We start from the raw sequence: 20,595 nt of genomic DNA, 5'->3' as shown, positions 1-20,595 counted from the left end.
GGGTAAATCGTGGCAGAAGAACGTCTCAAGGGAATACTCTCGACGATAGGTAATACGCCGCTGGTGGAACTGGAAAGGCTCGTCCCCGGATTCGGCGGCAGGGTATTCGCCAAAATGGAGCGGTTCAACCCGGGCGGCAGCATCAAGGACCGCTCGGCGATCAGCATGCTCCTGGAGGAGATCCGCAACGGCGGGCTCCAGCCCGGCCGTTCGGTCGTGGTCGAGTCCAGCTCCGGGAATCTGGCCATCGGGCTGGCCCAGGTCTGCGGCTACTTCGGCCTCCGCTTCGTCTGTGTCGTGGACGCCAAGACCACCGACCAGAACCTCGCCGTGCTGAAGGCGCTGCACGCCGAGGTCGAGGTGGTCACCGAGGCCGACCCGGTCACCGGCGAGTTCCTGCCGATGCGGCTGCGCCGGGTACGGGAACTCGTGGCCGCGCTGCCGCACTCCTTCTGGCCCAACCAGTACGCCAACCCGCTCAACCCCCGTGCCCACCGCTCGACGATGCGCGAGATCGCGCAGGCGCTCGACGGCCGGGTCGACTACCTGTTCTGCGCGGCGAGCACCACCGGGACGCTGCGAGGCTGCGGGGAGTACATCCGCGAGCACGGCCTCGGCACCAAGGTCGTCGCGGTCGACGCGGTCGGCAGTGTGCTGTTCGGTCCGCCGACCACCACCGAGCGCCGGCTGATCCCGGGCCACGGCGCTTCCGTACGTCCCGCCCTGCTGGACACCAGCACACCGGACGAGATCGTCCACATCACGGACCTGGAGTGCGTGACCGGTTGCCGACGACTGTCCCGGCGCGAATCGATCCTGGCCGGCGGCTCCTCCGGGGCGACCGTCGCCGCGCTGGAGAAGCTCAGCCCGTCCATCGAGGACGGCGCCACCTGTGTGCTGATCTTCCCCGACGGCGGCGACCGCTATCTCGACACGATCTACTCCGACAACTGGGTACGCGAGAACTTCGGTGACGTCACCCATCTCTGGAAGGACAAGGAAGGCCAGGTGGCACAGGAATGCTGATTGTCCGCAAGAGCGAGGTGAGCGGCATTCTCGAAAGCCGCTCCGCCGAACTGATCGACCTGGTGGCGAACGCGTACCGGCTCCATGACGAGGGGCGCACCTCACTCCCGCACTCCACCTTTCTCCGATTTCCCGATGCGCCGGCCAACCGCATCATCGGACTGCCCGCATTCATCGGTGGCGACAGCCCTTCCGCCGGAATGAAATGGATCGCGTCCTTTCCCGGGAACATTCGGACGGGCGTCGACCGCGCGAGCGCGGTGATCGTGCTCAGCTCGCTGCTCAACGGGCACCCGCAGGCGGTGATCGAGGCCTCGCTGATCTCGGCGAAGCGCACCGCGGCCGGCGCGGCGCTCGCAGTCGGACTGCTGCTGCCCGACGATGGCGCGGGCACCACCGGCGTCACGCTCATCGGCTGTGGGGTCATCAACGCGGAGATCCTGCACTTCCTCAGGACCCGTCTGCCCTCGCTGACCGAGGCGACCGTGTACGACCAGGACCCGGTACGGGCCGCCGCCTTCGTCCGCACGGCCGAGGAGAAGGCCCCGGGCATCACCGTGACCGTGGCCCGCGAGCAGGCGCAGGCGCTGGCCGCGCACTCGCTCGTCTCGCTGGCCACCACCTCCGCAGAACCGTATCTGCCGGTCGACGCCTTCCGCCCGGGCTCGACGGTCCTCAACGTCTCGCTGCGGGACATCCGTCCACAGACGCTCCTCGACGCGCAGAACGTCGTCGACGACGCCGACCATGTCTGCCGCGAGCGGACCTCCCCGGATCTGGCCCAACAGCTCTCCGGGAACCGCGACTTCATCGACGCGTCCATCGGGGAACTGGTCGGCGGCGCCACGTCGTTCCGCCGCGACCCCGAACGCACCGTCATCGTCTCGCCGTTCGGCCTCGGTGTGCTCGACCTCGCCGTCGCCCAGCTGGTGTACGAGGAGGCGCAGAAGCAGCAGCTCGGCGTCGCCGTCGACGACTTCCTCACGGCAGCAGAAGCCGCACCCGCAGCGGTACCCGAGGCCTCGGGTCGCTGACCCCGATTCCGCAGACGAGAAGGAGGCCACCGATGGCCGAAGAGCAGAGCGACGACCGGACCTACCTCGTCGTCCACAACGACGAACTCCAGTACTCGATCTGGCTCGCCGACCGGGAACTCCCCGCCGGCTGGCACCGGGAGGGGACCCGCGGCACCCGTGCCGAGTGCCTCGCCCGGATCGAGGAGGTCTGGACCGACATGCGCCCGCTGAGCCTGCGCCGGCGCATGGAAGAGCAGCACAGCGCCGTCTGACACCGGCGCACGCAGGCAGCAGGAGCGGGAGCGACGGCGAGGGGTCGCGGCAGGTATGCGGCGGCCCCTCGCCCGCTGCGCCGGCCCAGAGGTGAAGAGGAGCAGGGGTGGAATCCCAGATGTGGCCGCGGACGTCAGAGACCGACCGTTCCGGTACGGAGCTGTTGCCCGCGCGATTCGAACTGCAGGCGGCCAGGACCCCCGACGCCCTCGCCGTGCTCTCCGGTCGGGACCGGCTCGGTTACGCCGAGCTCGACCGGAGGTCCAACCGTCTCGCACATGCCCTGCGCGACCGCGGTATCGGCCCCGAGGACCTCGTCGCCGTCTGCCTGCCCCGCGGCGTCGGCCTCGTGGTGGCGCTCCTCGCCGTCTGGAAGGCCGGCGCGGCGTACGTACCACTGGATCCCGGGCATCCGCGCGCCCGCCTGGAATGGGTCCTGGGCGACACGGCGGCGCGTGTCGTCATCACCGACGGGCCCACCGCCCGGGGCGCCCTCCGCGACCTGCCCGTCGCCGCCCTGTGCCTGGACGAGGAGCGGGACCGCATCGCCGCGCAGCCCGCGACCGCCCTGCCGGGGCCCGTGTCCCCGGCGGCAGCCGCGTATGTCATCTACACCTCGGGATCCACCGGCCGCCCCAAGGGCGTCCTCGTCGACCATGCGGGCATCGCGAACCGCGTCGGCTGGACCGTCCGCAGACACGGCATCGGCCCGGACGACCGGATCCTCCAGAAGACCACGATGAGCTTCGACGCCGCGGGCTGGGAGATCTTCGCCCCGCTGACGGCGGGCGGCACCGTCGTCATGGCCCCCGAGGGCGCCGAACGCGACCCCGCGCTACTGCTGCGGGCGGTGGCCGAACAGCGCATCACCGTCCTCCAGGTGGTGCCCTCCGTGCTGCGGCTGCTCGCCGACGAGGACGGCTGGGCCCACTGCACGGAACTGCGGCTGCTGTTCTGCGCGGGAGAGCCCCTGCACGCGGACCTCTGCCGACGGCTGCCCGACCGCATCCGCGCCGGAATCTGGAACACCTACGGCCCCACCGAGTGCTCCATCGACGTCACCGCCCACCCCGTCCACCCGGACAGGGAGCAGGGCCCCGTACCCATCGGCCGCCCCATCGACTCCATGCGCGTCCTGGTGCTCGACACGGCCGGGACACCGGTGCCCGTCGGAGTGCCGGGCGAACTGTACGCGGGGGGCCCCGGAGTGGCCCGCGGCTACCTGGGGCGCCCGAGGGCGACCGCCGCGAGCTTCGTCCCCGACCCCTACGGCGCGGCGGGCGAACGGCTGTACCGCACGGGCGACCGGGCCCGCTGGCGCTCGGACGGAGTGCTGGAGTACGTCGGCAGGGTGGACCACCAGGTCAAGATCAACGGCACCCGTGTCGAACCCGGCGAGGCCGAAGCGGCGCTCGCCGCGCACCCCGGTCTCAGCGGTGCGGTCGTCACCCCGTTCAAGGCCCCCGACGGCACCGCGCGACTGGCCGCGCACGTCGTCCCCCGTGCCGAACCCGTGCCCGCCGCCGAACTCCGGGCCTTCCTCCGGGGCAGCCTCACCGAGGCCCTCATCCCCTCCGTCTACGTGACGGTCGACGCCTTCCCGCTCAACGCCAGCGGAAAGGTCGACCGAAGCGCCCTGCCCGACCCCAGTACGGTCGACGACGGGCCGGCGGCGGTCGGGCCCCGCACCGACGACGAGCGGCTCGTCGCCCGCGTCTGGGCCGAACTGCTCGGCACCGGCACGGAAACCGTCGGCGCACACGACGACTTCTTCCGCCTCGGCGGCACCTCGCTCCACATGACCCGGCTGCTCGGCCGTCTCACCGCCGCCACCGGCCGCCGCATCGAACTCCGCGACCTCTTCACCGCCACCACCGTCGCGGAACAGGCCCAGCTGCTCGAACGCGGCGCCCCGACCGACGACGCGGCCACGGTCACGGCGGCCGGCCGGGACGCGCCGCTCCCGCTGTCCTTTGCGCAGGAACGCATCTGGTTCCTGGACCGGATGAACCCGGCGAGCGCCGAATGGGTCACTCCCGTCCTGCTGCGCCTGCCCGCCGGCACCACCGCGGAGGCCGTCCGTACGGCGCTGCGCGCCCTGGCGGACCGGCACGAGATCCTCCGTACGCGGTACGTCACCGAGCACGGCGAACCCCGCCAACTGGCCGACGCCCGCAGCGCGGTGGACTTCCAGGTGTTGGACGCGGGCCCCGAGGGCCCGGCCCCGCACCTGACGGCGCAGCTGGCCCAGGGCTTCGACCTGGAGCAGGGCCCGGTCTGGCGGGCCCGGCTGATCCGCACTCCCGGAGAAGAGGCCCTGCTTGTCCTGACCATCCATCACATCGCCTCGGACGGTTGGTCGTCGGTTCTGCTGGAGAATGACCTCCGCGCGCTCTGCCTGACGCCCGAGGCGGAGCACCTTCCGGAACTTCCCCTGCAGTACGTGGATTTCGCCGTCAGGCAGCGGGAGCAGTCCGGCGACGAGGAGAGCGCGCGACAGCTCGCCCACTGGCGCGAGGCCCTCGACGGACTCGCCCCCCTCGATCTCCCCACGGCCCACCCCCGGCCCGCCGAACGCGACATCAGCGGCTCGGTGGTCGGCTTCCATGTCCCGCACGGCGTGACCAAGCAGGCACTCGCCCTCGGCCAGCACCACGGGGCCACCCCCTTCATGACCCTGCTCACCGCCTTCTCCGCCCTGCTCTCCCGGTACACGGGCAGCGAGGACATCGCGGTCGGCACACCGGTCTCGGGCCGCACCAGGCCCGAGAGCGCCGGGGTCGCGGGCTGCTTCCTCAACAACCTCGTGATCCGCTGCGATCTCGGCGGCGACCCGACGTTCACGGCGGCGCTGGAGCGGATACGGGACACGGTCCTGACCGCCTTCGCCCACCAGGACCTCCCCTTCGAACGCCTCGTGGACGCCTTCGGCGACCGTGACCGCTCACGCACCCCGCTCTACCAGGCCGCCTTCGACCTGCTCGACGAAGGCCAGACCGGATCCGCGCTCAGCGACAGCGACCTGGCTCTCCTCGGTGACAGCTGGCGGACCGCCAAGACGGACCTCACGCTCTTCGTCCACCTGGAGCCGGGCGGCGGGGCGCGCTGCCAGATCGAGTACGCCACGGCGCTCTTCGAGCGGGGCTGGGTGGAGAATCTCGCGGCCGGCTTCGTACGGCTTCTCGACGCCCTGGCGAGCGCCCCGTCCGGACGTATCTCGCAGGCTCCGCTGCTCGGCGCCGCCGAGCAGGCCCTCGTCGCACCTGCCGCCGTGGACGACGCCGGGCAGGCCAGGACGATGCACGAGGTCTTCGAGGAGCAGGCCGCGGCGACCCCCGGTGCGGTGGCCGTCGTCGCGGGTGACACCGAGCTGACGTACGGCGAGCTGAACGCGCGGGCGAACCGGCTGGCCCACCGCCTGAGGGCGCTGGGCGCCGGACCCGAGGCCCTGGTCGGCGTGTGCCTGGAGCGCGGCCCCGAGCTGGTGCCCGCCCTGCTCGGCGTCCTGAAGTCGGGCGCCGCGTACGTTCCGCTGGACCCGGCGCATCCCCTGGATCGCTGGGAGTTCATCCTCGGTGACACGGCGGCCTCTCTCGTGGTCACCACCTCGGAGTTCGCCGAGCGGCTGGGGCGGATCCACTCCGGGACCCTGATCGTCCTCGACGAGGACGCGCCGCAGGAACGGGGTGAGGCGGACGCGGAGCCGTCGAACCCGGCGCCGCTGCCGGCCGGCCCGGACTCGACGGCGTACGTCATCTACACCTCGGGCTCCACCGGGCGCCCGAAGGGCGTGTGCGTGAGCCACACCCAGGTGTGGCGGCTGCACGCCATCGCCCGCAGGCACTACGCGTTCGGCGCGGACGATGTGTGGCCGCTGTTCCACTCCTATGCCTTCGATGTGTCGGTGTGGGAGCTGTGGGGTGCGCTGGCGCACGGTGGGCGGCTGGTGGTGGTGCCGTTCGATGTCGCCCGGTCGCCGGACGACTTCCTCGATCTGCTGGTCCGGCACCGGGTCACGGTGCTCAACCAGACGCCTTCGGCCTTCCGGTCGCTCGTCGGCGCCGCGGGGTCGGGCGACCCGCGGATCGATCAACTGGCCCTGAGGGCAGTGGTGTTCGCCGGGGAGCGGCTGGAGTTCGCCGAGCTGGCTCCGTGGGTGGAGCGGCTGGGTCTCGACCGACCGCAGCTGCTGAACATGTACGGCATCACCGAGACCACGGTCCACTCGACGTACCACCGCATCGCCGAGGACGACCTGACAGCCGGTGGCAACCCAGTCGGGCGCCCGCTCGCCGATCTGCGGATCCATCTGCTCGACCGCCACGGACAGACCGTGCCCGTCGGCGTCACCGGCGAGATCCATGTCGGCGGACCCGGCGTCGCCCGTGGCTACCTGGGGCGGCCGGGACTCACCGCGGAGCGTTTTCTGCCTGATCCGTTCGGTCCGCCCGGCGCGCGCTTCTACCGCAGCGGCGACCTCGCCCGGCGCAATCCGGACGGCACCCTGGACTTCCTGGGCCGTATCGACGACCAGGTGAAGATCCGCGGCTATCGCATCGAACTCGGCGAGATCCAGGCCGCCCTGGCCGATCGGCCGGCCGTCCGCGACGCGGCGGTCGTGGTACGGGAGGACCGGCCGGGCGACCGCCGCCTTGTCGCCTACGTGGTCATGGCGCCCGACGCCTCCGCCGACGGCGGCGAGCTGCGGGCGGCCCTGGCCGACCGCCTGCCGCCGTACATGGTGCCCGCGGCGTTTGTCGTGCTGGACGCCCTGCCGCTGACCGCGAACGGCAAGCTGGACCGGCGGGCCCTGCCCGCACCGGAGCAGCAGAGCCTCCACACGGGCGGGGACTATGTGCACCCCCGCAGCCAGGCCGAAGAGGCCGTCACCGACATCTGGGCCCAGATCCTGCACACCGAGCGGATCGGGGTCCACGACAACTTCTTCGAGCTCGGCGGGAATTCCCTGCTCGCGCTGCGGCTGGTGGCCGCGGTCCAGGAGCAGTTCGACATCGACCTGCCGGTGCGCAAGGTCTTCGACATGCCCTCGGTGGCCCAGCTGGCCGCCGAGGTTGAGACACAGCTCAGAGCGGACATCGCGCGGCTCGACGACGCCGCACTGCTGACGGACCCGATGCTGGCGGAGGAACGAGAGATATGAGCGCCGGAGAGACCGAGAAGTCCGCCACCGCCGTGGAGGCGGCCCGCGAGGAATTGCTGCGGCAGCGGCTCGCCGGGCGCCGCTCGGCTTCCCGCGCGGGTATTCCGCGCGCCGACCGCGAAGGCGCCCTGCCGCTCTCCTTCGGGCAGCAGCAGCTCTGGTTCCTGAGCAGCCTCGACCCGGAGAGCCCCGAGTACCTGGTGCCGGTCCTGCGCCGCCTGCGCGGACCGCTCGACCTCGGCGCCCTCCATGCCGCGTACACCGAGATCGTCGCCCGGCACGAGATCCTGCGCACCCGCTACCGCCTGGAGAACGGCGAACCCGTCCAGGTCGTCGACCCGCCGGGCACCCCGGACCTCCCGGTCACGGACCTCGGCGCGCTGCCCGCGGCCGCACGCGAGCAGAAGGCCGCCGACCTGGCCGCCGAAGCCGCCGCCGCGCCCTTCGATCTGGCGGGCCAGTGGCCGGTCCGCGCCCGGCTGATCCGGCTCGCGGAGGACGATCACCTGCTGGCCGTGGTGTTCCACCACATCGCGTGCGATGCCTGGTCCATCCAGGTGTTCGAGCGTGAACTGGGCGCGCTCTACGGCGCGTTCGCCGCCGGCCGCCCGTCCCCACTGACCGCACTTCCCGTGCAGTACGCCGACTTCGCCGCGTGGCAGCGGAGCCGTATCGCCGGTCCCGAGCTCGACCGCCGCCTCGGCTACTGGCGCGGTCTCCTCGCCGACAGCACACCGGCCGAGCTCCCCACTGTCCGGCCCAGGCCGCCGGTGCGGGACTGGCGGGGCGCTGCCGTACCGCTGGAGCTGCCGGAACCCCTGGCCGCCGGGCTGCGCGGCCTGTCCAAGGAGCACGGCGTCACCCTCTACACGACGCTGCTCGCCGCGTTCCAGGCACTGCTGTCCCGCTACACCGGACGCGACGACGTCGCGGTCGGCACCGTCGTCTCCGAGCGCACCCGCCCCGAACTCCAGAACGTCATCGGCTACGGGATCAACTCCCTGGTGATGCACGGAACCTGGCAGGGCGAGCCGACGTTCACCGAGCTGATCGCCGCCGCGCGGAGCACGGTACTCGGCGCCTTCGACCACCAGGAGGTGCCCTTCGCGCGCCTGGTCGACGAGCTGGCGCCGGCCCGTGACACCTCCCGCACCCCGCTGTTCCAGATCGCCTTCACCCTGCACGAGGCGGCGGACGGCGCGCTGGACCTGCCCGGAGTCGCCACCTCGGTCGTCGAACTCCCCTGGCTCACCGCGAAGTTCGACCTCGCGCTGCAGATCGAGGAGACAGCGGGCGGCAGCCTGCGCGGCCAGCTGGAGTACGCCACCGCGCTTTTCGACCAGCCGTGGATGGACGGCTTCGCCGCATCCTTCCTGCGCCTGCTCGACGGCCTGGTCGCCTCCCCGGACAGCCCCGTCACCCGGCTGCCGCTCCACGGCGAGCGGGAGAGCGCCGTCGTGGCGCCGCCCGCGGTGCGGCCGGCCGGTGACGCGCGGCCTATGCACGAGGTCTTCCAGGACCGGGCGGCCGAGAACCCCGCCGCGGTCGCCGTCGTCGCCGATGACGAGGCACTGTCGTACGGGGAACTCAACGCCCGCGCCAACCGGCTCGCCCACCACCTCAAGGCGCTCGGCGTGGGCACCGAGGATCTGGTCGGCGTCTGCCTCGGACGCGGCAGCCACCTCGTCCCCGCCCTGCTCGGCGTGCTGAAGTCCGGCGCTGCCTACGTTCCGTTGGACCCCTCGCACCCGGTCGACCGGTGGGGGTTCGTCCTCGGCGACACCGGGGCGCCGGTCGTCGTCACCACCTCGGAGTACGCCGAGCGGCTTGCGAGCGTGTACGCGGGGCGGATCGTCGTCCTCGACCGCGACGCGGTCGCGATCGCGGCCGCGTCCGAGGCGAACCCCGCCCCCAGCGCGGCAGGCCCGGACGCGCTGGCCTACGTCATCTACACCTCGGGCTCCACCGGGCGCCCGAAGGGCGTGTGCGTGAGCCACACCCAGGTGTGGCGCCTGCTCGCCGTCGGGGACCGGCACTACGGCTTCCGCACCGACGATGTGTGGCCGCTGTTCCACTCCTATGCCTTCGATGTGTCGGTGTGGGAGCTGTGGGGTGCGCTGGCGCACGGTGGGCGGCTGGTGGTGGTGCCGTTCGATGTCGCCCGGTCGCCGGACGACTTCCTCGATCTGCTGGTCCGGCACCGGGTCACGGTGCTCAACCAGACGCCTTCGGCCTTCCGGTCGCTCGTCGGCGCGGCGGGGTCGGGCGACCCACGGATCGATCAACTGGCCCTGAGGGCAGTGGTGTTCGCGGGGGAGCGGCTGGAGTTCGCCGAGCTGGCTCCGTGGGTGGAGCGGCTGGGTCTCGACCGACCGCAGCTGCTGAACATGTACGGCATCACCGAGACCACGGTCCACTCGACGTACCACCGCATCACCGAGCACGACCTGACGGCGGGCGGCAACCCGGTCGGGCGCCCGCTGGAGGATCTGACCATCTACCTCCTGGACCGCCACGGGCAGGTTACGCCGGCCGGAGTGCCGGGCGAGATCCACGTCGGAGGTCCCGGCGTCACCCGGGGCTATCTCGGCCGCCCCGCGCTCACCGCCGAGCGTTTCGTCCCCGACCCGTTCGGTCCGCCCGGCGCGCGTCTCTACCGCAGCGGCGACCTCGCCCGGCGCAACCCGGACGGCACCCTGGACTTCCTGGGCCGTATCGACGACCAGGTGAAGATCCGCGGCTACCGCATCGAACTCGGGGAGATCCAGGCCGCCCTGGCCGCCCAGCCCGGCGTCCGCGACGCCGCCGTGGTGGTGCGCGACGACGACGCCGTGGGCCGACGGCTGATCGCGTACGTCGTACCGGAGGCCGGACGCGCCCCCGACGGCGGCGCACTCAGGGCCGCCCTGGGGGACCGCCTGCCCTCCTACATGGTCCCCGCAGCGTTCGTCGTGCTGGACGCCCTGCCGCTGACCGCGAACGGCAAGCTGGACCGGCGCGCCCTGCCCGCACCCGAGCAGCACAGTCTCCACACCGGCGGGCAGTACCTCGCACCCCGCAACCCTCTCGAGGAGCAGATCGCCACGGCCTGGTCGCAGGTCCTCGACGGCGACCGGATCGGTGTCCACGACAACTTCTTCGAGCTCGGCGGGGACTCGATCCGTGCGGTGGTGCTGGTGGGTGCGCTGCGGTCGGCGGGTGTGGATGTGTCGGTGCGGGATGTGTTCGAGTTCCGTACGGTTGCCGAGCTGGCGGCGTCGGTGGGTGGTCGTGGGGTGGTGGAGCGGGAGCGGCCGGTGGAGCGGTTCGCGCTGTTGTCGGCCGCGGACCGGGAGCGGGTGCCTGTCGGGGTGTCGGATGCGTATCCGATGTCGCAGGTGCAGCTCGGGATGCTGGTGGAGATGCTGGCCGACGAGGAGCAGCACAGCTATCACAACATCACGCTGTTCCGGATCCGCGACGAGCAGCCGTTCGACGCCGACGCTCTGCGTGACGCGGCGGCGCTGGTCACGAGCCGGCACGAGATGCTGCGTACCTCCTTCGCCGTCTCCGGCTACTCCGTGCCGATGCAGCTCGTCCACGAGCGGGCCGATGTCCCCGTCGAGGTGCGGGATCTGCGGAAGCTGGACGCCGAACGGCAGCAGGCGGAGCTGGAGGCGTACACCGCGAGCGAGCGCGCCGCCGTCTTCGACACCACGCAGGCCCCCATGATCCGGATCTCGGCCCATGTGATCGACGACGGCAGCTGGTGGTTCGGGCTCACCGAATGCCACTCCATCCTGGAGGGCTGGAGCTTCCACTCCCTGCTCATGGAGGTGCTGGCGGCCTACCGCACCCTGCGCGACGGCGATCTGCCCGCGCCCGTCGAACAGCCCGCCGTCCGGTACGCCGACTTCATCGCCGCCGAGCAGCGCTCGCTGGCCTCCGTGGAGGACCGTGCCTACTGGCACGACGTCGTCGACCGCCATGCGACGTTCTCCCTCCCGGCCGCCTGGGCGGGTGACCAGGACAAACCGCGGGAAAACTACCGGGTGCGCATTCCCTACCAGGACCTCGACACCGGTCTGCGCGCGCTGGCCGCCGAGGTCGGTGTCTCGTTGAAGAGCGTGCTGCACGCCGCCCATCTCAAGGTGATGAGCATGCTCACCGACGAGCCCGCCTTCTTCACCGGCCTGGTCTGCAACGCCCGGCCCGAGGCGGAAGGCGCCGACCGGGTCTACGGCATGTACCTCAACAGCCTGCCGTTCGGCTACGACCGCACCGCCGTCACCACCTGGCGCGACCTGGTGCGCCGCACCTTCGACCGCGAGGTCGAGCTCTGGCCGCACCGGCGGTTCCCGATGCCCGCCATCCAGCGCGAGAAGGGCGACGGCGCCCGGTTGCTCGATGTCCGCTTCAGCTACCTGGACTTCCACCAGGTGGACACCGAACTCGTCGACTTCGGCGCGAGCATCGACGACTCACTCACCGAATTCGCCCTCGCCACCCTGGCGGTGGGCGGCCATGTGGTGCTGATGTCGCACACCCACGTCATGACGCGGAAGCATGCCGACCGCCTCGCCGGGATGTACCGGGCGGTGCTCGAAGCGATGGTCGCGGACACCGACGGGGACGCACGCGCGACCTTCCTCCCCGAGGGCGAGCGGGAGCTGCTCGTCGAGGAGTGGAGTGCCACCGCCCCCCCGGTGACCGTCTCCGCGACGGTCCCCGAGCTCTTCGAGTCCTGGGCGGTCCGCACCCCCGACGAGACTGCCGTCACCTACGGCGAGGACCGGCTGACCTACGCCGAGACCGACGCCAGGGCCAACCGGCTCGCCCATGAGCTGCGCGCGCTCGGAGCCGGCCCTGAGTCCGTGATCGGAGTCCTCCTCGACCGCGGTCCGGAGCTGATCGTCTCCCTGCTCGCCGCATGGAAGGCGGGCGCCGCCTATCTGCCGCTGGACCCGGGCCAGCCCGCGGCCCGTACCGCCAGGATGCTGGGCGCCGCGGGCGCCCGGCTCCTGGTGACCGCGACGGCCCACAGCGACCGGCTCGCCGACGCCTTCGAGGGTCACCAGGTCGTCCTGGACCGGCCGGAGGCGTCGGCCTCCATCGACCGTCGCCCCGCCACCCGGCCGGAGGTCTCCGCAGACCTCGACCGGCTGGCCTACGTCATCTACACCTCGGGCTCCACCGGCGTCCCGAAGGGCGTGCAGATCACCCACCGGGGCCTTTCGAACCACATCGGCTGGGCCGCCGACACGCTGGCGGCACGCGGCACCGGAGGCGCCGCCCTCTTCTCCTCCGTCGCCTTCGACCTGGTCGTGCCCAACCTCTGGGCGCCCCTGGTCACCGGCCGCCGGGTGCACATCCTGGCGCAGGACTTCCCGGTCGAGGACCTCGGCCCGCTGCTGCACGAAGCCGGCCCCTTCAGCTTCCTCAAGCTGACCCCCGGCCATCTGGAGATCATCGCGCACCGGCTCGACGACACCCGGGCCAAGGAACTCGCCTCGGTCGTCGTCGTGGCGGGCGAGGCCTTCCCGGGGCGCAGCGCCGACCACTGGCTGCGCCTCCTCGGCCCCGGCCGGCTCATCAACGAGTACGGGCCCACCGAGGCCTCCGTCGGCAGCACCGTCTTCCCCGTCGACGTGGAGCGCCCGGGCGGCGCCGAGACCGTGCCGATCGGCAGCGCCCTCCCCGGCGCGACCCTCTACGTCCTCGACTCCACGCTGTGCCCCGTCCCCGTCGGCGTGCCGGGAGAGCTCTATGTGGGGGGTGCGGGAGTGGCGCGCGGGTACGCGGCCCAGCCGGGCCTCACCGCCGAGCGCTTCGTACCCGACCCGTTCGGACCGCCCGGCGCCCGGCTCTACCGCACGGGCGATCTGACCCGGATGACCGAGGGCGGCGTCGTCGAGTTCCTCGGTCGGATCGACGAGCAGGTGAAGATCCGCGGCTACCGTGTGGAGCTCGGCGAGATCCAGGTCGTCCTGGCCGAACACCCGGCCGTCCAGGAGTGCGTCGTCGTCGCCCACCGTTCGGCGACCGGTGATCCGCGGCTCGTTGCCCACTACGTGCCGGCCGACGGCCGGGCCCCGGCCACGGCGGAACTGGCCGCCCACTGCGGCGCACGGCTGCCCGCCTATATGACGCCCACCGCGTTCCTCGCGCTGGACGCCCTGCCGCTCAACCGCAACGGCAAGGTCGACCGGCGGGCCCTGCCCGCACCCGACGAAGCCTCGTTCGGCCATGGCGAGCGGGCGTACGTCGCACCCCGCAACCCTCTCGAAGAGCTGCTGGCGACCGCCTGGTCGCAGGTCCTGGAAGCCGACCGGATCGGTGTCCACGACAACTTCTTCGAGCTCGGCGGCCACTCGATCCGTGCGGTGGTGCTGGTGGGTGCGCTGCGGTCGGCGGGGGTGGATGTGTCGGTGCGGGATGTGTTCGAGTTCCGTACGGTTGCCGAGCTGGCGGCGTCGGTGGGTGGTCGTGGGGTGGTGGAGCGGGAGCGGCCGGTGGAGCGGTTCGCGCTGTTGTCGGCCGCGGACCGGGAGCGGGTGCCTGTCGGGGTGTCGGATGCGTATCCGATGTCGCAGGTGCAGCTCGGGATGCTGGTGGAGATGCTGGCCGACGAGGAGCAGCACAGCTATCACAACATCACGCTGTTCCGGATCCGCGACGAGCAGCCGTTCGACGCCGACGCTCTGCGTGACGCGGCGGCGCTGGTCACGAGCCGGCACGAGATGCTGCGTACCTCCTTCGCCGTCTCCGGCTACTCCGTGCCGATGCAGCTCGTCCACGAGCGGGCCGATGTCCCTGTCGAGGTGCGGGATCTGCGGAAGCTGGACGCCGAACGGCAGCAGGCGGAGCTGGAGGCGTACACCGCGAGCGAGCGCGCCGCCGTCTTCGACACCACCCGCGCACCCCTCATGCGCATCGGCGCCCTGCTCGAGACCGACCGGAGCTGGCGGCTCACCTTCACCCAGTGCCACGCCATCACCGAGGGCTGGACCTTCCACTCCCTCGTGATGGAGATCCTGGACACCTACCGCACCCTGCGGGACGGAAACCGGCCCGTGTCCGTCGAGCCCCCCGCCGTCCGGTACGCCGACTTCATCGCCGCCGAACAGCGCGCCCTCCAGTCCGCCGACGACCGCGCCTACTGGCACGACCTCGTGGCCCGCCACCCCAAGTTCACCTTTCCCGCCGCCTGGGCGGACACCACCGCGCCGCGCGCGGACTACCAGATCCATGTCCCGCACCGGGACCTGGAGCCGGGGCTGCGCGCACTGGCCGCCGAGGCCGGCGTCTCACTGAAGAGCGTGCTGCACGCCGCCCATCTCAAGGTGATGAGCATGCTCACCGACGAGCCCACCTTCTTCACCGGACTCGTCTACAGCGCCCGGCCCGAACTCGAAGGCGCCGACCGGGTCTACGGCATGCAGCTCAACAGCCTGCCCTTCCCCTTCGAGCGCACCGCCGCCACCTGGCGTGAACTGGTGCGGCAGACCTTCGACCGCGAGGTCGAGCAATGGCAGTACCGGCGCTACCCGATGCCCGCCATCCAGCGCGAAGCGGGAGACGGACAACGGCTCATCGATGTGCTGTTCACCTTCCAGGACTTCGACCAGATGGACACCGACCTCGTCGACACCGACGCCGGTGAGGGCGACGACTCCACCGAATTCGCGCTCGGAGTGCCCACCACCCCCGGCTACTTCACCCTGCGCACCCACACCCACGCACTCTCCCGGCACCACGCCGACCGGCTGGCGGGGATGTACCGGGCCGTGCTGGAGGCGATGGTCGCCGACTCGGACGGAGACGCACGGGCGACCTGTCTGCCACCGGGCGAGCGGGAGTTGCTGCTCGACACCTGGAACGGCGCACCGCTCACGCTCGCCGCGGGCGACGGCTGTGTACACGAGGTCTTCGAGTCATGGGCAGCCCGTACCCCCGAAGCGATCGCCGTCTCGCACGGTGACGAGCGGCTCAGCTACGCCGAGGTGAACACCCGGGCCAACCGGCTCGCCCACCAGTTGCGCGCCCTCGGCGCGGGCCCCGAGTCCGTCGTCGGTGTGCTCCTGGAGCCGGACATCGACCTGTTGCCCGCCCTGCTCGGCGTCATGAAGTCCGGCGCCGCCTATCTGCCCCTCGATCCGACCCAGCCGACGGGCCGCCTCGCCTACATGCTGAGCGACGCGGGCGGGCCCCTCGTCGTGACCCGCAGTGCACACACCGAGGCGGCGGCAGGGGCGCGCGGACTCGTCCTCATCGACACGGACGCCGACACCCTGGCCGGCCTGCCGACCACCGACCCGGAGCCGCTCGCCGGACCCGACAACGCCCTGTACGTCATCTACACCTCGGGCAGTTCGGGGCGGCCCAAGGGCGTCACCCTCACCCACCGCAATCTGCTGCGGCTCTACGCGGCCACGGCCGACCGCATCGACCTGGACTCCTCGCAGGTCTGGGCGCTGCTGCACTCGTACGCCTTCGATGTCTCCGTCTGGGAGATCTGGGGCGCGCTGCTGCACGGCGGCCGGGTGTCCGTGGTGCCACCGGCGGTCGCCCGTGACCCCGAGGCACTGCTCACCCTGCTCGCCGAGCAGCAGGTGACGACGCTCTCGCTGTCACCGGTGGCCTTCCGCGCGCTGATCGCCGCGGCGGGCGGCGACAAGGCGCGCCTGGACGCCCTCGCCCTGCGCACCGTGGTCTTCGGCGGGGACGGCCTCGACGTGTCCGACCTCGCTGAATGGCTGGCCCATCAGGGGCTGGAACGTACCGTGCCGATCCAGGCGTACGGACCCACCGAGACGACCGTCCACGTCACCTTCCGCCGGGTCACGGCCGACGATGTCGCGGCCGGCGGCGCCGTGCCGCTCGGGCGGGCCGTGGACGACACCCGGGTCTACGTCCTGGACGGCGAGGGGCGGCTCGCCCCCGTCGGGGTTCCGGGCGAGCTGTATGTGAGCGGCGCGGGTCTCGCCCGCGGCTACGCGAACCGCCCGGCGCTGACCGCCGAACGCTTCCTGCCCGACCCGTACGGTCCGTCCGGCGCGCGGATGTACCGGACCGGTGACCTGGCGCGCGTACGGCAGGACGGGGAACTGGAGTTCCTGGGCCGCGCCGACGAGCAGCTGAAGATCCGCGGCTATCGCATAGAGCCCGGCGAGATCCAGACGGCGCTGACCGAGCACCCGCGGGTCCGCGAGGCCGTCGTGGTGGCCCGGCAGTCGGAGCGGGGCGACCGCCGCCTGGTCGGCTACGTGGTCCCGGTCGGGGCGGACGCCCCGACCGCCGCCGAATTGGCCGCGCACTGCTCGGAGCGGCTGCCCGCCTACATGGTCCCGTCGTCGTTCGTGCCGATGGCCCGGATCCCGCTCACCGTCAACGGCAAGCTCGACCACGCCGCACTGCCCGCCCCCGACCGCTCCTCCGGCTGGTCGGACCGCGCATTCGTGGCGCCGCGCACCGACGTCGAGCGGCAGCTCACCGAGATCTGGTCCCGGGTGCTCGATGTGGAGAAGGTCGGCATCCGCGACAGCTTCTTCGACCTGGGCGGCGACTCCATCAGTGTGCTCCGGGTGATGGCCGAGGTCCGCGAGGCCGGGCTGCCCGTCACGCTCCGCGCCCTCTACCGGGCCGGGACGATCGAACAGCTCGCCGCGTCACTGGCCACATCCGCTCCCCGCATCCGGCCCGCCCCGAAGGGGGCTGTCGCGGAGGCCATGGAGCTGCACGGAGTACCGGGGGCCAGCCTCGCGGTGCTCCGGGACGGCGAGCTGGTCGCGCTGGAGGCGTACGGGGTGGTGGGCGCCGGTTCCACGGACCGGATCACCCCCGACACCCCGTTCAAGGTGGCGTCGGTGAGCAAGCACATCACCGCACTCGGCGCACTGACGCTGGCCGCCCAGGGTGTCATCGACCTGGACGCCGACATCAACAGCTGTCTCACCGGCTGGCGCGCGCCCTCCTTTGGCGAAGAGGGCCATCAGGGCGGCGTTGTGACGGTACGTCACCTGTTGGCGAATGTGTCCGGGCTCGCCCTGGAACCGGCCCACGACCCCTATCTCCCCGGCGACGCCGTGCCCGGCGTCCTGGACGCGCTGCACGGCCGGCCGCCTGCCCGTACCCCCGCCGTCCGCTTCGAGCACACGCCGGGGAGTGTGTTCCGCAAGAACCGGCTCAACTACCTGATCCTGGAACAGCTGATGACCGAGGTCACCGGCGCCCCCTTCCCCGAACTGATGCGCACCCTGGTCCTTCAACCGCTCGGCATGGTCCGCAGCGCCTACGACTGGGCCCATCACGCGCGCTCCCGCCGCCCCGTGGCCCTCGGTCACGACGCGTCCGGGCAGCCCGTGCCGCCCGGGCTGCCGATCCACCCCTCGGTCGCCGGCGGCGGCCTGTGGACCACAGCCGGCGATCTCGCCCGGGCCGCCGCCGAGATCCGCCGCGCCCACCTCGGGCAGGGCGCCGACCTCCTCACCCAGCCACTCGCCCAGCAGATGCTGACGCCACATCAGGACGCCCTGTACGGACTGTCCACCGTCGTCGACGCCACAGGCGACGACATCGAGTACGGCGCCTTCGGCGAGTTCGAGGGCTACTGGGCGATGAGCCTCACCCGCATCAAGGACGGCGACGGGCTGATCGTGCTCACCAACGGCGACTCAGGCCGCGAGGTCGGCCGCGCGGCCATCGAATCCCACCGGAGCGACTCCTCGTCCTTCGGCGGCCAGTGGTGACCGAGGCCCTCAGGGCCGCCCGTTCACCCGGACCTGCCACAACCGACAGAAGGGATCACCCTATGCCCGACGTACGCCATCTCATCTCCATCGACGATCTGACCGATGAGGACCTGACGTCAATCGTCGCCCGGGGCGCGGACTTCTCCGCGGGCCGCGCCACCGGGGACCGCCCGCTGGCCGGGCTCGTGGCCGGCATCTACTTCGCCAAGACCTCGACCCGTACCCGTACCGCGTTCTCCAGCGGCGCCCTGCGCCTGGGCGCGCAGATCGTCTCGTACGGCCCCAACGATCTCCAGACCAACACCGGCGAGACCACCGAGGACACCGGGCGCGTCCTCGCCGGCATGCTCGACCTGCTGGTTGCCCGCACCGCCGCCGACCCCGCCGAGATGCGCAGCTGGGCGTCGCAGGGCGGAATGTCCGTCGTCAACGCGATGAGCGCCGACGAGCACCCCACCCAGGCGCTGACCGATCTGACCACGCTCCTCGGCCGGTTCGGGCGGATCGAGGGACTGCGCGTGCTGTACGTCGGCGAGGGGAACAACTCCGCGGCGGCCCTGGCGCTCGCCCTGCCGAGGTTCAGGAACATCACCCTGGAGCTGCGCACCCCGCCCGGGTACGGACTCGCCGCCGCGACCCTCGCCCGCGCCCTCGCCACCGCGGAACGCACCGGATCCACCGTCGTGGAGCGGCACGACATGGAGGCGCTCCCCGAGGATTTCGACGCCATCTACACCACCCGGTGGCAGACCACGGGGACCAGCAAGCCCGACCCCGACTGGCGGGAAGTCTTCGCGCCCTTCCAGGTGAACTCCACGCTGTGGAAGGGGAGTCCGGACGCGGTGTTCCTCCATGACCTGCCCGCGCACCGGGGCGAGGAGGTCACCGCCGAGATCCTCGACGGACCGGCGTCGATCGCCTTCCAGCAGGCCGAGAACAAGATGCACAGTGCCATGGCCGTCCTCGAATGGTGCCGCACCGGCCCCGTCGGCAGCCCGGCGACCGGTCTCACGGTGGAGGGCGGCGCGGGAGCCAGGGCCGTGGCCACGGCCGGATGACGGCGCCGCCGGGTGAGCAGGACACCGGGACGGCCGACTCCGCCCCCGTCCAGCCCCTGCGCCGCAACCGCGACTTCGTCCTCCTGTGGGGCGGCGTCGGGGCCACACTGCTCGGCGCCCGCGCCTGCTATGTCGCGTACCCCTTCCTGGTCCTCTGGTACACCGGATCGGCGAGTGACGCCGGACTGGTCGGCTTCGCCGCGCTCCTGCCCAATCTGCTGGTGCAGCTGCCCGCGGGGGCGCTCGTGGACCGCTGGGACCGCAGGCGGCTGATGATCCTCTGCGATCTGGGCTCCCTGCTGGCCACCGCGTCGGTCGCCGTCGCGGTGGCCACCGGCCGGATCGACCTCGGCCATCTGGTGGCCGCCTCCTTCGTCAGCGGCAGCCTGGCCGTCTTCCACCAGCTCGCCGAACGGGCCGCGGTGCGCCACCTCGTACCGCTCGGACAACTGCCCGTCGCCCTCACCCAGAACGAGGCGCGCTGGCGGGCCGCCGGACTGCTGGGGCAGCCCGTCGGCGGGGCGCTGTACACCGTGGCGCGCTGGTCACCCTTCCTCTTCGCGGCCACGGCCCATCTGCTGTCGCTGATCTCGCTCCTGCTGATCAGAAAGCCGTTCCAGGGCCCGCGCGACACCGCACCGCGTCGCCGGCTCGCCGTCGAAGTCGCCGAAGGGTTCACCTGGACCTGGCGGCGTCGGTTCCTCACCACCCTGGTCGGGCTGATCGCCGCGACCAATCTGCTCTTCCAGGGCATCAGCCTCGCGGTGATCCTCATCGTGCGCGACGGCGGAGGCTCGGCCGCGCTCCTGGGAACGATCACCGCTGTCGGCGGGATCGGCGGGACGCTCGGCGCACTCGGCGCGACGTGGTGGACCCGGCGGGCGCCCCTGCGCACCGTGGTCATCGGGAGCATCACCGTCTGGGCCGCCGTCGTTCCCCTGCTGATCGTGGTGCGCGCACCGGTGGTGATCGGTGCCCTCCTCGCCGTCATGGCGTACGCGGGCGGACTCGTCAATGTGGTGGGCGGCGTCTACCAGGTGTCCGTCACCCCCGACGAGATGCAGGGGCGCGTCAGCAGCGTCCTCACCCTGATCGCCTCCGGCGCCGGCGCGCTCGGCGCGCTGGGCAGCGGCTTCCTGCTCGACGGGCTCGGAGTGACCGGCACTCTCGCCGGGATCGCGGGCTGCATGGTGCTCCTCGCCGCAACAGCGCTGGTCACTCCGGCACTTCGGCGCCCCGACCCGGCACCGGGCGAGGACATCTCGGCGGTATAGGCCCGGTATAGCGCCTCTTCCTAGTTTCTGGACCATCAACCTCCTCCCGGCGAAAGG

The 20,595-nt window shown here is 71.9% G+C and carries 7 protein-coding genes; all 7 read left to right on the top strand.

Annotation, left to right across the window (positions count from 1 at the left end; genetic code table 11):
* The first annotated feature begins 45 nt into the window (after nt 1-45).
* The gene (gene sbnA, locus OG395_RS17985; RefSeq protein WP_266990398.1) at nt 46-1,026 is read left to right on the top strand and encodes a 2,3-diaminopropionate biosynthesis protein SbnA; all 981 of its coding nucleotides are present in this window, start codon (nt 46-48) and stop codon (nt 1,024-1,026) included.
* A complete protein-coding gene (gene sbnB, locus OG395_RS17980; RefSeq protein WP_327243876.1) occupies nt 1,020-2,060 on the top strand; it encodes a 2,3-diaminopropionate biosynthesis protein SbnB in 1,041 nt (346 codons plus the stop codon). Before sbnA ends, sbnB begins: the two co-directional genes overlap by 7 nt.
* A 32-nt stretch (nt 2,061-2,092) precedes the next feature.
* Nucleotides 2,093-2,314: an MbtH family protein gene (locus tag OG395_RS17975; protein WP_327243875.1), complete on the top strand. Its 222-nt coding sequence runs from the start codon at nt 2,093-2,095 to the stop codon at nt 2,312-2,314.
* 107 nt (nt 2,315-2,421) lie between these two features.
* Nucleotides 2,422-7,476 (top strand): non-ribosomal peptide synthetase, encoded by a 5,055-nt coding sequence (locus OG395_RS17970; RefSeq protein ID WP_327243874.1) that lies wholly within the window; start codon nt 2,422-2,424, stop codon nt 7,474-7,476.
* Nucleotides 7,473-18,203, top strand: a complete 10,731-nt coding sequence (locus tag OG395_RS17965) for a non-ribosomal peptide synthetase (RefSeq protein ID WP_327243873.1) — start codon at nt 7,473-7,475, stop codon at nt 18,201-18,203. The genes OG395_RS17970 and OG395_RS17965 overlap by 4 nt, the downstream gene beginning before the upstream one ends.
* 62 nt (nt 18,204-18,265) lie before the next feature.
* On the top strand, nt 18,266-19,264 hold the full coding sequence (locus tag OG395_RS17960) for an ornithine carbamoyltransferase (protein WP_327243872.1): 999 nt from the start codon (nt 18,266-18,268) through the stop codon (nt 19,262-19,264).
* Nucleotides 19,261-20,538: an MFS transporter gene (locus OG395_RS17955; protein WP_327243871.1), complete on the top strand. Its 1,278-nt coding sequence runs from the start codon at nt 19,261-19,263 to the stop codon at nt 20,536-20,538. Before OG395_RS17960 ends, OG395_RS17955 begins: the two co-directional genes overlap by 4 nt.
* Nucleotides 20,539-20,595: the final 57 nt, after the last annotated feature.

It is taken from the genome of Streptomyces sp. NBC_01320, assembly GCF_035974375.1.
Classification (GTDB): Bacteria; Actinomycetota; Actinomycetes; order Streptomycetales; family Streptomycetaceae; genus Streptomyces; species Streptomyces yanii.
Note: the sequence above shows the minus strand (reverse complement) of the source record. Positions and strands in the feature narration are given on the sequence as shown.

Excerpts from the sequence above, each read along its gene's own strand:
- sbnB (WP_327243876.1), top strand. The coding sequence starts at position 1,020 with ATGCTGATTGTCCGCAAGAGCGAGGTGAGCGGCATTCTCGAAAGCCGC.
- OG395_RS17975 (WP_327243875.1), top strand. The coding sequence starts at position 2,093 with ATGGCCGAAGAGCAGAGCGACGACCGGACCTACCTCGTCGTCCACAAC.
- OG395_RS17965 (WP_327243873.1), top strand. The coding sequence starts at position 7,473 with ATGAGCGCCGGAGAGACCGAGAAGTCCGCCACCGCCGTGGAGGCGGCC.
- OG395_RS17960 (WP_327243872.1), top strand. The coding sequence starts at position 18,266 with ATGCCCGACGTACGCCATCTCATCTCCATCGACGATCTGACCGATGAG.
- OG395_RS17955 (WP_327243871.1), top strand. The coding sequence starts at position 19,261 with ATGACGGCGCCGCCGGGTGAGCAGGACACCGGGACGGCCGACTCCGCC.